A 13,046-nucleotide genomic window follows, 5' to 3' on the forward strand; every position below is an offset into this window, starting at 1 on the left:
GTGTCAGAGGCCTTTCGGTTTCAGTAGTTCACGGGCGTGGGCCCGGGCCCAGGAGTCCGCCGCGAGTACGTCGTCGACGTCCCTCGGAGCCGTCGACCAGTCCTGCCCGCCGTCGCCCAGTACCGCGCGCACCGTCTCGACGATCTGCGGAAATTCGATTCTGTCGGCCAGGAACGCTTCTGCCGCGATTTCGTTGGACGCGTTGTACACCGCAGTCATGCACCCACCCATGATCCCGGCCTCACGCGCCAGCTGCACCGCCGGAAACACTCGGTCGTCGAGTGGTTCGAAGTCCCAGGAGAATGCGGTCGTGAAGTCGAGTGCACGGGCGACGTCGGGCACTCGATCGGGCCAGCCGAGGGCCAGCCCGATCGGCAACTTCATGTCCGGTGGACTGGCCTGAGCGATGGTCGAACCGTCGACGAACGTCACCATTGAGTGCACGATGGACTGCCGGTGCACGGTGACATCGATTTTCTCGTAGGGCACACCGAACAGCAGGTGCGCCTCGATCAGTTCCAGACCTTTGTTGACCAGTGTCGCCGAGTTCAACGTGTTCATCGGCCCCATCGACCAGGTGGGATGCGCGGCGGCCTGCTCCGGCGTGACCGACTTCAGTTCGCTCTCGCTCCACCCTCGAAAGGGACCTCCCGATGCGGTGAGAACCAGTCGATCCACTTCGCCGCGCGTACCGCTGCGCAGGCACTGGGCGAGCGCGGAGTGCTCGGAGTCGACCGGCACGATCTGACCGGGGGCTGCGGCGGCGAGAACCAGCTCGCCTCCGGCGACCAGGGATTCCTTGTTGGCCAGCGCCAGGCGCGCACCGCTGTTCAGCGCGGCCAGGGTCGGTTCGAGGCCGAGAGAACCCACGAGGGCATTGAGCACGACGTCCGCCGGGGTCGACTCGACCAGCTCGGTCACTGCTCGCGGACCACTCAGCACTCCGGGGAAATCGAGCTCGGCGGCGGCCTCGGGCTGGGCGACGGCTACCCGTCGGACACCGGTCTCCGCGATCTGGCGACGGAGCAGTTCGATGTTTCCACCGCCCGCAGCCAGCCCGACCACGACGAAGCGGTCCGGGTTGGCGGCGATGACGTCGAGCGCTTGGGTTCCGATCGACCCGGTACTTCCCAGCAACAGCACACGTATCGGCTCGGGGCGATCCGAGTTGGTCGTTCGCTCACGATGGTCTGGCACCGGTCCATTGTTGCCTACCGAGGCTGAGAAACCCCTATGTGCCGACGCAGGCTGGCACGCTGGGGTGCATGGACTTCTCGAAGTACCGCTCGGCACCGTTCAATTACGACGATGCGGGGGCCACCGCCGGCCCACTGCCCACCGGATACCACCACGTCACGATGTCGAGGGTCGTGGGATCCGGGCTGGACGACTTCGTGGCGGCGGCCGATGCGTTGATGCGATGGGACATGCACCGAGGAGCAGGACTGAAGGTCCGTTCCGAGGCCGAGACCGCTGCGCCCGACTCGGTGGTCGTTCTCACACTCGGACCGGTGCGCATTCCGTGTCGTGTGGTCTATGTCATCGACGAGGCGAACCGTCAGGGTTTCGCCTACGGAACACTCGACGGGCATCCCGAGTCCGGCGAGGAACTCTTCTACGTCGACTACTCCCCCGCCGACGGTGCCGTCACCGCCCACATATCGGCGTTCTCGCGTCCCGGTCGCTGGTACACCAAGCTCGGCGGCCCGGTGGGCAGGCGTGTCCAGGCAGCGTTCACCGACCGCTATCTGAGCGCGCTGGCATCGGCGTGCCGAAAGGCCGACTGACTCAGGCCTCGGGCGGGTGCACAGCTCGCCAGTGTTCGGCGATGTCGATTCTCTTCGCGACCCAGACCTTGTCGTGCGACTGCACGTGATCGAGGAAACGTTCCAGTGCAGCCATGCGGGCCGGCCTGCCCACCAGCCGGCAGTGAAGTCCGACCGAGAGCATCTTGGGACTCCCACTCGCGCCCTCGGCATAGAGAACGTCGAAGGCGTCACGTAGATGCGCGTAGAACTCGTCGCCCGTCGAAAATCCTCCCGGCGATGCGAAACGCATGTCGTTGGTGTCCAGGGTGTACGGCACCACCAGGTGATAGACGACCCCGCCGTCTCGGGGCACCTTCTCCCAGTACGGCAGATCGTCTGCATAGGAGTCGGAGTCGTAGAAGAATCCGCCGTGCTCCACCACGAGCGATCGGGTGTTGGGGGAATCGCGCCCGGTGTACCACCCCAGTGGCGCAGACCCCGTCAGCTCGCGCAGGATGGTCACGGCCTCCGCCATGTGCTCGCGCTCGACGTTCTCGTCGATCTGCTGATACGACAACCACCGCAAGCCGTGACATGCGATCTCGTGGTCCAACTCCAGCAGTGCCGCAACCACTTCCGGGTTCCGCTCCATGGCCTTGGCGACGGCGAACACGGTCAGCGGTAGTCCGCGCTTCTCGAACGCGCGCAGCACGCGCCACACTCCGGCTCTGGATCCGTACTCGTACAGCGATTCCATGCTCATGTGTCGATTCGGAAACGCCTGTGCACCGATCATTTCCGACAGAAACGTCTCGGACTTCGTGTCGCCGTCGAGCACGTTGTTCTCGGCACCCTCCTCGTAATTGAGGACGAACTGGACGGCGATGTTCGCCTCATCCGGCCACTGGGCGAGCGGCGGCGTGCGGCCGTAACCGACCATGTCGCGGGGATAGCTCAGCGGGGACCGACTCGGACGATGGGGAAGGCGCTCGGAGGTCACCGCCGCAGTCTCTCATTCGAGCCCACACACGCGCTGGGTGAGCGATGCAACCCTGATCACTACGACGGGCGGTCGTATGCCAATATTGTTCCGACAACGCGTCTGGCACCGTTCGTGCCGGGACCCACGTGAACGCATCACCCGAGAGGATCGACCGGTGGCAAATACCGAACTGGAATCCGCTTCGTACGACCCGGTCGTCGATACCCGCAACGAGGTGCCCGAGGTGCCGTCCGCCGCATGGGGATGGAGCGGCGAGTCGAACAAGGCGATGCGAGTCGCAGCCATCGTCGTTGCCGCGTTCCTGCTGTTCATGATCATCGGAAATCACACCGGCAAGGTCGAGGACCTGTGGTTGGTCGGCTTCGCCGTGGCGCTGGTCGGACTCGTCGTGCGCGACGTCATCGTCCGCCGCAAGCCCCGCTAGCGGCTCAGTTCTCGGCGGCGAGCTGACCGCACGCCGCTGCGATCTCCTGACCACGGGTATCGCGCACGGTGCACGACACGCCCTGCGCGATGACCCGTCGAACGAACTCCCGCTCCACCGGCTTCGGGCTGGCATCCCACTCGCTACCCGGAGTCGGGTTGAGGGGAATCAGGTTGACGTGTACCCGGGATCCGAGCGCCTTGTGCAGCTTCTTGCCCAGCATGTCCGCTCGCCACGGCTGATCGTTGACGTCCCGGATCATCGCGTACTCGATCGAGACGCGTCGACCGGTCTGATCGGCGTAGTACCGGGCAGCGGAGAGAACCTCCGCCACCGACCAACGATTGTTGACCGGGACCAACGTGTCTCGCAGCTCATCGTCCGGCGTGTGCAGAGACACGGCCAAGGTCACCGACAGACCCTCGTCGGCCAGCTTTCGAATGGCCGGAGCAAGGCCGACCGTCGACACGGTGACCGAACGCTGTGACAGTCCCAGCCCGTCGGGGGCTGGTGAGACGATCTTGCGCACTGCCGCGACAACGCGCTTGTAGTTGGCCAGCGGCTCACCCATGCCCATGAACACGACGTTCGACAGACGACCCTCACCGCCGGGGACGACGCCGTCGCGCATGTCCGCGGCCGCCGAACGGACCTGATCGACGATCTCGGCCGTCGACAGGTTCCGCGTCAGTCCGGCCTGACCGGTTGCGCAGAACGGACATGCCATTCCGCAACCGGCCTGACTCGAGATGCACAGCGTCGCGCGATCCGGATACCGCATCAGAACACTCTCGAGAAGAGTCCCGTCGTTGGCCTTCCACAGCGTCTTTCGAGTGTCACCGTCGTCACACGCCAAGTGCTTGATCGGCGTCAGCAAGGTGGGAAAGAGATCGGCACCGACCTTCTCCCGAGCCTCGGCCGGAAGATCGGTCATCTTGGTGGTGTCGGCCTCGAGCCGCGCGTAGTAGTGCCGCGCAAGTTGGTCGGCCCGGAATGCCGGTAGACCGAGTGCCTTCACTGCCTCACGCAGGCCCTCTTTGTCCAGGTCGGCGAGGTGACGCGACGGCATTCCCCGACGCGGAGCTGTGAAGACCAGCGGAAGATTCGGTCTCTTCTGCTCGGTCGTGCTGTCCGTTGCGGCTGCGGAATCACTCATGCTCGACCCCCGCGTCGTTCCTGCTGGCTCAACTCCATACCCACCATTGTCCACCCGTTCTGCTCACAGTCCTATTCGCGACGGTTTTCGACGGTGCCCTGACGGGTATCGACGCCGGGACCGATTGCGCGTGCATTCGGACCACGCGTGCGAAAGGATCATCGACATGGCCACCAGAGCAGACGACAACAACGAGGCACCGTTCGACACATCGGCGTCGACCAAGCCGGGGTTCGACGAATCGGTGGCCCCGTCGGGCGAACTCGCCCCGATCACGACCCCGGATTCGGACGGCCATTCCGCACCGGACCCGGAGTACGTTCCGGAACCGCAGCACACGCCCAAAGACGTAGCCCACACTCGCACGGCCGCTCTCTGGACCGGATTGGTGGTCGGGGCCGTCGTCCTCGTAATCCTCCTGGTGTTCATCGTGCAGAACCTCGACTCGGTCACCGTGCAGATCTTCGCCTGGCAGCTCGACCTACCCCTCGGAATCAGCATGCTGCTGGCCGCGATCGCGGGTGCGCTGGTGATGGCCATGGCCGGCGGCGCCCGAATCCTGCAGGTCCGGCGCGCAGCGAAGAAGAACCAGCGTCACGGTTCGTGAACACTATGTACAGAAGCTGGCACCGATGCTCTGAATCGATAAGGTTGGCGGTGCCCGACTTCACTCGAGGAGCATGACGTGACTACTTTCATGGAGACACCGGTGGCATCCGGCGTTGCACCCGACCGCGCACGATCGTGGCTGTTGGTTCCGGCCACCAAGCCCGATACCTTCGACGCTGCTGTCGCGTCCGGTGTCGACGCCGTCATCCTCGACATCGAGGACGCAGTCGCTCCAGCGAAGAAGCCTGCCGCTCGCGAGACCGTCGTGCGCTGGCTCAGCGAGGGCAACTCGGCCTGGGTGCGCGTCAACGACGCGACGACCCCGTACTGGGCCGACGATCTCGCCGCGTTGTCCGGGCTGCCCGGCCTGGTGGGGGTCATGCTCGCGAAGACCGAGAGCGGCGGTCAGGTCGAGGCGACAGCCGCCCGCCTCGCCGACGGCACCCCGATCCTCGCGCTGGTCGAATCAGCAGCAGGACTCGAGGCCGCCACCGAAATCGCGCGCGCGGACTCGACATTCCGTCTCGCCTTCGGCAGCGGCGACTTCCGACGCGACACGGGCATGAGCGACGACCCGCTCGCCATGGCCTACCCGCGCTCGCGACTGGTCGTCTCCTCGCGCGTCGCACGACTGCCCGGACCGATCGACGGTCCGACACTGACCGCGAACGACAGCATCCTCGGGCGCGATGCAGCCCTGACGCTCTCGATGGGCATGGCAGGCAAACTCTGTATGCACACCGATCAGGTGGCCATCGTCAACCGCGAACTGGCCCCCTCCCCGACCGACGTGTCCTGGGCTCACGATGTCATCGACGCTCTCGGTGCCGACGGTGCTCACGTCAAGGACGGCAGCGATCTGCCGCGTCTGGCAAAGGCTCTCAAGATCAACGAACTGGCTCGAATCTTCGGAATCTCTGCCGCGTCCTGATCGCTCGCTGCCGAGCCAGGCTCAGATCGACTCGACGCCGGTCGGCTTGTATCGAACGTGGATGCGATAGCGCACATTCAGGGTGAGGCCGTCGACCTGCCGTGCCGCAGCGCGCGCTACCCGCGGTGAGAACTCGATTCCCAGCACATCCCGCAAAACCCGGCGGTCGGGAAACGCCCACCTCGTGTCGACGCGTCGCATCTCGAATCCCTGGGCATCGAAGAACGCCTCGACGGCCGCCGGATCGTACTGCGGGAGATCCGCACGCATCCAGTCCCCGTACGGAGACGCCGTCGCGTCGAGGTCCACGACCACCAACGCCCCTCCGGGCCGCAGAACTCGCATCGCTTCGCTGATACCCGGGCCGCAGCCGGGGCCGAAGAAATACGCGGTTCGCGCGTGGACGAGATCGACCGAACCTGTGTCGACGGGCAGCGCGTCCGCTCTACCCGCACGCACGTCGACGTTCGCAAGTGACTCGACGCGCGTGCGGGCTGCGGCCACCAATGGGGCGTGCGGTTCCACACCGATGACGTACCGGGCGTCCGCAGCGAACATCGGAAGATGGAAACCGCTGCCGCAGCCCACGTCCACGACGTTCTCGGCCGTCCAATCGACGGTCGATCGAATGGTCGCGAACACAGCGCCGTCGACGTCCTGAGCCCTGTTCTCCGCCTCGTACAGATGCGGCCAGTGCCAGATGTTGGGACTGGGAATCACCCCGCCGCGATCACCGCTCATCGTCCGGCGGAGTCGGTCAGAGCAACACGGTGAAGACGAGCCACGCAACGAATGCAGAGGGCAGCAACGAGTCGAGTCTGTCCATGATGCCGCCATGGCCGGGCAACAACGAGCCCATGTCCTTGATTCGAAGGTCGCGCTTGACCTGCGATTCGATGAGGTCGCCCAGAGTTCCCGTCACGACAAGCACGACTCCCAGCAGGACACCGATCATCGAGTTGGCCTCGAGAATCAGGGTCACCGTCAGCAGGCAACCGATGACGCAGAAGATGAGCGATCCGACCAGCCCTTCCCAGGACTTCTTCGGGCTGATGGCCGGCGCCATCGGGTGTTTGCCGAACAGCACACCGGCGATGTAACCACCGACATCCGAGCACACGACGCCGATGACGAAGACCAGGATGCGACCGGCACCGTTGTCCTGCAGGACCATCAGAACGGCGAACGAGGCCAACAGCGGTAGCCAACACGCCACCAGAACGGTGACGGAGAGTTCTTCGAGATAGTTCTTGGGAGCAGTACCGAAGCCTTGTCTCAGCAAAAGCCACACCATGCAGACCACGACGGTGCCCACAGCCGCACTGAGCACTCCGACGGCACCGAACGGCCAGCCCAGCCAGATCATGGCCTGACCACCGAGGATCAGCGGGATGCGCGGAACGAGAACACCGCCCTCGCGGAGCCGCTTGGACACCTCGTACGTCGCGACGGCCAACGCCACGGCTACGACACCGATCCATACCAGCGGCACGAACACGAGCACGAGGATCAACCCGATACCCAAACTGCCGCCGACGCCGATCGCGGCAGGCAGATTTCGACCCGCCTTGCCGGCGGACTTCGTGGCGGCGACCCCGGACGAGCCAGCGGGCGTGCCGCTGCCCTCCTGCCGATCCGGTCCCACCACTGTCGTCAACTCCTCGATATTCATCGTCGTTCCACCGTGTTGCGCAACTATCGAAGGAGGTCAGACCTCCATCAATTCACCCTCTTTGCGCTTGACCAGTTCGTCGACCGAGGCGGTGTACTTCGCGGTGGTCTTGTCGAGCTCGTTCTCGGCACGTACGACGTCGTCCTCGCCCGCCTCGCCGTCCTTCTGGATGCGCTTGAGCTCTTCCATCGTCTTGCGGCGCACGTTGCGAATGGACACCTTGGCGTCCTCGCCCTTGCCCTTGGCCTGCTTGACGAACTCGCGGCGTCGTTCCTCGGTCAGCTGCGGCACGCCGATACGAATCAGGTTGCCGTCGTTGGTGGGGTTGACGCCGAGATCGGAATTGCGGATAGCGGTTTCGATCGGCCCGAGCTGATTCGACTCGTACGGCTTGATCACCACCAATCGCGCCTCCGGCACGCTGATGCTGGCCAGCTGGGTGATCGGCGTCGGGGCACCGTAGTACTCGATGACGATGCGCGAGAACATTCCCGGGTTGGCCCGCCCGGTGCGGATCGAGGACAGATCGTCACGGGCAACCGATACGGCCTTTTCCATCTTCTCTTCGGCGTCGAAGAGAGCTTCGTCAATCACGATCTGTCCTCCATCGTCTTCGTTCTCGGTTCGTTCGCGGTCGTGTCGGCGGCATTCACGACGTGACCAGCGTGCCGATGTTCTCGCCCGACACGGCGCGAGCAATGTTTCCCTGAATCAGCAAATTGAACACCAACATCGGCATCTGATTGTCCATGCAGAGGCTGAAGGCAGTCGCGTCGGCAACTTTGAGGCCTCGCTCGATGGCTTCGCGGTGGGTGATCGTGTCGAACATCGTCGCGTCGGGATCGAGCCGTGGATCGGCCGAGTAGACACCGTCGACGGCCTTGGCCATCAACAGCACCTCGGCACCGATCTCGAGCGCCCGCTGCGCCGCCGTGGTATCCGTCGAGAAGTACGGCATGCCCATACCTGCGCCGAAGATGACGACACGCCCCTTCTCGAGGTGCCGTCGCGCGCGCAGCGGGAGGTACGGCTCGGCCACCTGGCCCATCGTGATCGCGGTCTGAACTCTGGTGGCAACACCCTGCTTTTCCAGAAAATCTTGCAGCGCAAGACAATTCATGACCGTGCCGAGCATGCCCATGTAGTCCGAGCGAGATCGGTCCATCCCCCGCTGCTGCAATTCGGCACCGCGGAAGAAGTTTCCGCCACCGATCACCACGGCGACCTGAACTCCGGTGGCCACCACCTCGGCGATCTGCTCGGCAACGTTGTTCACGACATCCGGATCGAGCCCCACCTGGCCACCACCGAACATCTCCCCACCCAGTTTGAGCATCACGCGTCGGAACCCGGGACGGTCAGGGGCCGGATCGGTCATAGCTCTCCTCGGTACTCGTCGAACACTACGGTTTACTCACCGATCATCCTGCCCTATCGGCACCCGATCGGTGGACACGGCTCCGACCTGCCTCGCGCACGAACGATGCCGTCCACTCGATGAAATCGAATGAACGGCATCGCCTCGATCGGATCGAGCGCAGACTAGCTGGCGCCGACCTCGAATCGGGAGAAACGGGTGATGGTCACGCCGGCCTCGTCGAGGATGGCCTTGACGGTCTTGTTGCCGTCCTGAACCGACTTCTGCTCGGTGAGAACGACGTCCTTGAAGAATCCGTTGACGCGACCTTCGACGATCTTCGGCAGAGCCTGCTCCGGCTTGCCCTCTTCGCGCGCGGTTTCTTCTGCGATCCGACGCTCGGCGGCGACCAGATCCTCGGGAACCTCGTCACGGGTGACGTACTTGGCCTTGAGCGCTGCGATCTGCATCGCGGCAGCGCGCGCAGCATCGCCGGCGGCGTCGCCGTCACCGGTGTACTCCACCAGCACGCCGACGGCAGGCGGCAGGTCCGCGCTGCGCTTGTGCAGGTAGGTCGCGGTGTTACCGTCGTAGGACACGACGCGGCGAATTTCGAGCTTCTCGCCGATCTTGGCCGACAACTCGTTCAGAGCCGTCTCGACGGTCTTGCCGTTCAGGTCGAGTGCCTTGAGAGCGTCGACATCAGCAGGCTCGCCTGCTGCAGCCGTCGCCGCGACGGACGCGGCGAACGTCTGGAACTCGTCGTTCTTGGCCACGAAGTCGGTCTCGGAGTTGATCTCCACGAGCACTCCACCCTCGGCGACGACGAGGCCTTCGGCGGTGTTGCGCTCGGCGCGCTTGCCGACGTCCTTGGCACCCTTGATACGCAGGTACTCGACGGCCTTGTCGTAGTCGCCGTCGTTCTCGGCGAGTGCGTTCTTGCAGTCCATCATTCCGGAGCCGGTGAGCTCGCGGAGCCGCTTGACGTCGGCGGCAGTGTAGTTCGCCATCGTGGGCGAGCCTCCTCAAAAGTCTGAATACGGGCGTTGACGAAAGTGCTGTTCTAGAAGCGTGATCGACGGGCTCGCTGTGGAGCCGGTCCGATCACAACCCTGACATACCGAAGCGGCCCCGGCCCACCCCTGAGGGTGAACCGGGACCGAATTCGATCAAGCCTGAGCGGCCGGTGCTTCTTCTGCTGCCGGTGCTTCTTCTGCTGCCGGGGCGTCGGCGGCCGGCGCATCGGCTGCGGGAGCCTCTGCTGCCGGAGCGTCAGCGGCCGGGGACGCCTGTGCGAGCTGCTCGAGCTCCCACTCTGCGAGCGGCTCGCCTGCGCCGACCTCGGGCTTGGCGTCGGTTGCGGTGTTCTGGCCTGCACGGGCCTGCACACCTTCGGCCACTGCGGATGCGACGACCTTGGTCAGCAGCGCAGCGGAACGGATCGCGTCGTCGTTACCCGGGATCGGGTAGTCGACCACGTCGGGATCGCAGTTGGTGTCCAGGATCGCGATGACCGGGATCTTCAGCTTGCGCGCTTCGCCGACGGCGATGTGCTCCTTGTTGGTGTCGACGATCCAGATGGCCGACGGAACCTTGGCCATGTCGCGGATGCCGCCGAGGGTGCGATCGAGCTTGGTCATCTCACGCGTGAGCATGAGGATTTCCTTCTTGGTGCGTCCCTCGAAGCCACCGGTCTGCTCCATTGCCTCGAGCTCCTTGAGGCGGACCAGGCGCTTGTGCACGGTCTGGAAGTTGGTGAGCATGCCACCGAGCCAGCGCTGGTTCACGTAGGGCATGCCCACGCGAGTTGCCTCAGCGGCGATGGACTCCTGTGCCTGCTTCTTGGTGCCGACGAACAGAACGGTGCCGCCGTGGGCGACCGTCTCCTTGACGAACTCGTAGGCCTTGTCGATGAAGGTCAGAGTCTGCTGCAAGTCGATGATGTAGATGCCGTTGCGGTCGGTGAAGATGAATCGCTTCATCTTCGGGTTCCAGCGACGGGTCTGGTGTCCGAAGTGTGTGCCGCTGTCGAGCAGCTGCTTCATTGTTACTACAGCCATGGCTGAATAACTCTCTTTCATGGTTCGGTTGACGCAGAGTGTCGGTGACCTCTGCCCTGGCGACCGCCGAAGTTGTCGGACCTGAACCACAGGGGGATCAGGACCGCCGACAACCGGTTCTCGTATCGTGAACTCTGCCGAGGCAGTCGATACGATGACGCGGACGCGCGAAGTCGACCCGTGCACGCACAGGCCGCAACAAGGAGTGTAGACCTGCGGCGGCCCCCGTCATAACCAGGCCCGACTGTCAAGAGATTCCGGTGCCTGTGGACGAATCTTTCGGTTGTCCACAATTCGTGCCGGGCCTCGTTTTCCAGCACATTCACAGGCCATCCTCGACGAGTGAACACTCTTCGTACCGGGTGCATCGCCTGCGTTCTTGCCGCGATCGTGCTGACCACGCCGGCCGCGGCAGCCGAATCGGACTCGTTCGCGTGGCCGATACGGCCGCACCCTCGCGTCGTCACACCGTTCGACCGCCCGGAACACGATTGGCTCCCCGGCCATCGCGGGGTCGACCTCGCCGCGGCGGACGGCACCTCGGTTCTGGCCGTCGCCGACGGTACGGTCGTATTCGCGGGCACCGTGGCCGGCAAGCCGGTGGTGTCGGTGGACCATCCGGGCGGACTTCGATCGACGTACGAACCCGTGACGGCGGCGGTCGGGGCCGGAGCACGAGTACGACGCGGCGACATCCTGGGTTCGCTGACGTCGGGACACGACGGCTGCACGGCGACATGCCTGCACTGGGGCATCAAGCGGGGCCGCGAATACCTCGATCCGACGGCCCTGGTGCGTGCCCGTCCGATCAGATTGAAACCCGTGCCGGAGCCGGTTCGGTGACGGTCAGCGTGCAGGGCCGGAGTGACGACCGGACGCGGCAGGAAAGTCGTCCGCGACCATGGCGGCAAGCTCGACGAAAGCGCTCCTGGTCTGGGGACGCAGCTTCTCGAGATCGACCACGGCCCCCTCGGCGAGGTGCTCGTCGAACGGAACCACCAGCACCGCGCGGCAGCGTTCCAGGAAGTGCTGCTGCAACAAGTTCATGTCGACCGCGGACGAACCCGGTCGGACCGAACTGATCACCACGACCGTGCGCTCGACCAGATGGCCGTATCCGTGCAGTTCCAGCCAGTCCAGAGTCGCGGCTGCACTGCGTGCCCCGTCGACGGCCGGCGAACTGACCAGAACCAGCGCATTGGCCAGCTGCAGCACCCCGTTCATCGCCGAGTGCATGATGCCGGTTCCGCAGTCGGTGAGGATCAGGTTGTAATAGACCTGCAGCATGTCGATGACCGCGCGATAGTCCTCTTCGCCGAACATCTCCGACGCCGAGGGATCCCGTTCACCGGCCAACACTTCCAGTCGGCTCGGTGCCTGCGAGGTATGAGTGCGAATGTCGGAATACCGGCGAATGTTCGGGGCTGCGGCCAACAAGTCGCGAACAGTCGACGCGGTCTGACGCGGTACCCGCTCTCCGAGTGTCCCGAAATCCGGGTTCGCGTCGACGGCGATGACGCAATCTCCGCGCAGCGACGCGAACGTCGACCCCAGACCCAGGGTGGTCGTCGTCTTGCCGACCCCGCCCTTGAGCGACAGGAACGCGATGCGGTAGTCCCCCAGCACCGGCTGGCGTATGCGATCGACCTGGTTGCGGTAGCGCTCCTCGGCCGTCGACTCGCCGGGGTTGATGACGCCACCGGTCAACCGGTGCACACCGCGACGCCACCCCGACGACGAGGTGCGCTTGGGTCGTTTGAGCAGCGATTCGGCACCCAGGTCCTGACTGCTCGGACGATACGGATTCGGGGCACCTGCCCACGGCTGCGGGGACCAGGGTGCCTGCTGGGCCGGCTGGGCCTGCGACCGATCGTCCCCGACGGGCGGAACGGGCGGCATCTGCGCGTCGGGATAGGCGGCCGGCGGGCCCGGTCGAAGCGGCACGGGCGGGTTGTACCGCGGGGGCACGGGTGGTCGCTGCGCAGAATCGGGCGTCTGCCACGGCGGGGGCTGCCGGGGCGTGGAGCGTGGAGTGGACATCGGTTCCGACGGTACGGATCCGGCGGCATCGTCACCCCGGCCGGCG

Annotated in this window: 15 protein-coding genes; 5 read left to right on the forward strand and 10 right to left on the reverse strand. The window is 64.9% G+C overall.

Features of this window, described 5'->3' with window-relative positions; all coding sequences use genetic code 11:
* Window positions 1-3: 3 nt before the first annotated feature.
* Window positions 4-1,143, reverse strand: coding sequence for a 1-deoxy-D-xylulose-5-phosphate reductoisomerase (gene dxr, locus ASH04_RS16870; RefSeq protein ID WP_057474098.1), 1,140 nt, complete (start codon window positions 1,141-1,143; stop codon window positions 4-6).
* A gap of 122 nt (window positions 1,144-1,265) precedes the next feature.
* On the opposite strand from dxr, the gene ASH04_RS16875 reads away from it, so the two are divergent.
* Complete coding sequence (locus ASH04_RS16875) at window positions 1,266-1,787, forward strand: DUF1990 family protein (RefSeq protein WP_057474099.1); 522 nt, start codon at window positions 1,266-1,268, stop codon at window positions 1,785-1,787.
* Between the two features lies 1 nt (window position 1,788).
* Here the strand turns inward: ASH04_RS16875 and puuE are convergent, their stop codons facing one another.
* Window positions 1,789-2,688: an allantoinase PuuE gene (gene puuE, locus ASH04_RS16880; RefSeq protein WP_057474100.1), complete on the reverse strand. Its 900-nt coding sequence runs from the start codon at window positions 2,686-2,688 to the stop codon at window positions 1,789-1,791.
* Between the two features lie 217 nt (window positions 2,689-2,905).
* On the opposite strand from puuE, the gene ASH04_RS16885 reads away from it, so the two are divergent.
* Window positions 2,906-3,175, forward strand: a complete 270-nt coding sequence (locus ASH04_RS16885; RefSeq protein WP_027496710.1) for a DUF2631 domain-containing protein — start codon at window positions 2,906-2,908, stop codon at window positions 3,173-3,175.
* A gap of 4 nt (window positions 3,176-3,179) precedes the next feature.
* Here ASH04_RS16885 and rlmN read toward each other — a convergent pair whose 3' ends face one another.
* Window positions 3,180-4,331 (reverse strand): 23S rRNA (adenine(2503)-C(2))-methyltransferase RlmN, encoded by a 1,152-nt coding sequence (gene rlmN, locus ASH04_RS16890; protein ID WP_045841851.1) that lies wholly within the window; start codon window positions 4,329-4,331, stop codon window positions 3,180-3,182.
* A 166-nt stretch (window positions 4,332-4,497) separates the two neighbouring features.
* Between rlmN and ASH04_RS16895 the strand changes: the two genes are divergently transcribed.
* Both ASH04_RS16895 and ASH04_RS16900 read left to right on the forward strand, forming a co-directional pair.
* Window positions 4,498-4,938, forward strand: coding sequence for a LapA family protein (locus ASH04_RS16895; RefSeq protein ID WP_080732081.1), 441 nt, complete (start codon window positions 4,498-4,500; stop codon window positions 4,936-4,938).
* Window positions 4,939-5,028: 90 nt separating this feature from the next.
* Complete coding sequence (locus ASH04_RS16900; protein WP_032366409.1) at window positions 5,029-5,871, forward strand: HpcH/HpaI aldolase/citrate lyase family protein; 843 nt, start codon at window positions 5,029-5,031, stop codon at window positions 5,869-5,871.
* A gap of 21 nt (window positions 5,872-5,892) precedes the next feature.
* Here the strand turns inward: ASH04_RS16900 and ASH04_RS16905 are convergent, their stop codons facing one another.
* The 6 genes from ASH04_RS16905 to rpsB form a co-directional block, all read right to left on the reverse strand.
* Window positions 5,893-6,612, reverse strand: coding sequence for a class I SAM-dependent methyltransferase (locus tag ASH04_RS16905; RefSeq protein WP_200937335.1), 720 nt, complete (start codon window positions 6,610-6,612; stop codon window positions 5,893-5,895).
* A gap of 16 nt (window positions 6,613-6,628) precedes the next feature.
* Window positions 6,629-7,543, reverse strand: coding sequence for a phosphatidate cytidylyltransferase (locus ASH04_RS16910; RefSeq protein WP_027496706.1), 915 nt, complete (start codon window positions 7,541-7,543; stop codon window positions 6,629-6,631).
* Between the two features lie 36 nt (window positions 7,544-7,579).
* On the reverse strand, window positions 7,580-8,137 hold the full coding sequence (frr, locus tag ASH04_RS16915) for a ribosome recycling factor (protein ID WP_027496705.1): 558 nt from the start codon (window positions 8,135-8,137) through the stop codon (window positions 7,580-7,582).
* A gap of 55 nt (window positions 8,138-8,192) precedes the next feature.
* Entirely contained in the window at window positions 8,193-8,921 is a 729-nt protein-coding gene (pyrH, locus tag ASH04_RS16920; RefSeq protein WP_032366408.1) for a UMP kinase, read from the reverse strand.
* Between the two features lie 164 nt (window positions 8,922-9,085).
* The gene (gene tsf, locus ASH04_RS16925; RefSeq protein ID WP_027496703.1) at window positions 9,086-9,910 is read right to left on the reverse strand and encodes a translation elongation factor Ts; all 825 of its coding nucleotides are present in this window, start codon (window positions 9,908-9,910) and stop codon (window positions 9,086-9,088) included.
* Between the two features lie 159 nt (window positions 9,911-10,069).
* Entirely contained in the window at window positions 10,070-10,960 is an 891-nt protein-coding gene (gene rpsB, locus ASH04_RS16930) for a 30S ribosomal protein S2 (RefSeq protein ID WP_032366407.1), read from the reverse strand.
* Window positions 10,961-11,302: 342 nt separating this feature from the next.
* On the opposite strand from rpsB, the gene ASH04_RS16935 reads away from it, so the two are divergent.
* Window positions 11,303-11,803, forward strand: coding sequence for a M23 family metallopeptidase (locus ASH04_RS16935; RefSeq protein ID WP_057474101.1), 501 nt, complete (start codon window positions 11,303-11,305; stop codon window positions 11,801-11,803).
* A gap of 3 nt (window positions 11,804-11,806) precedes the next feature.
* Here the strand turns inward: ASH04_RS16935 and ASH04_RS16940 are convergent, their stop codons facing one another.
* Window positions 11,807-12,859 carry a MinD/ParA family ATP-binding protein gene (locus ASH04_RS16940; protein ID WP_057474174.1) on the reverse strand — a complete coding sequence of 351 codons (1,053 nt, stop codon included), beginning with the start codon at window positions 12,857-12,859 and terminating at the stop codon, window positions 11,807-11,809.
* Window positions 12,860-13,046 lie beyond the last annotated feature (187 nt).

Origin of the sequence: Rhodococcus sp. Leaf233 (assembly GCF_001426165.1) — a bacterium.
In the GTDB taxonomy this organism is placed as follows: domain Bacteria; phylum Actinomycetota; class Actinomycetes; order Mycobacteriales; family Mycobacteriaceae; genus Rhodococcoides; species Rhodococcoides fascians.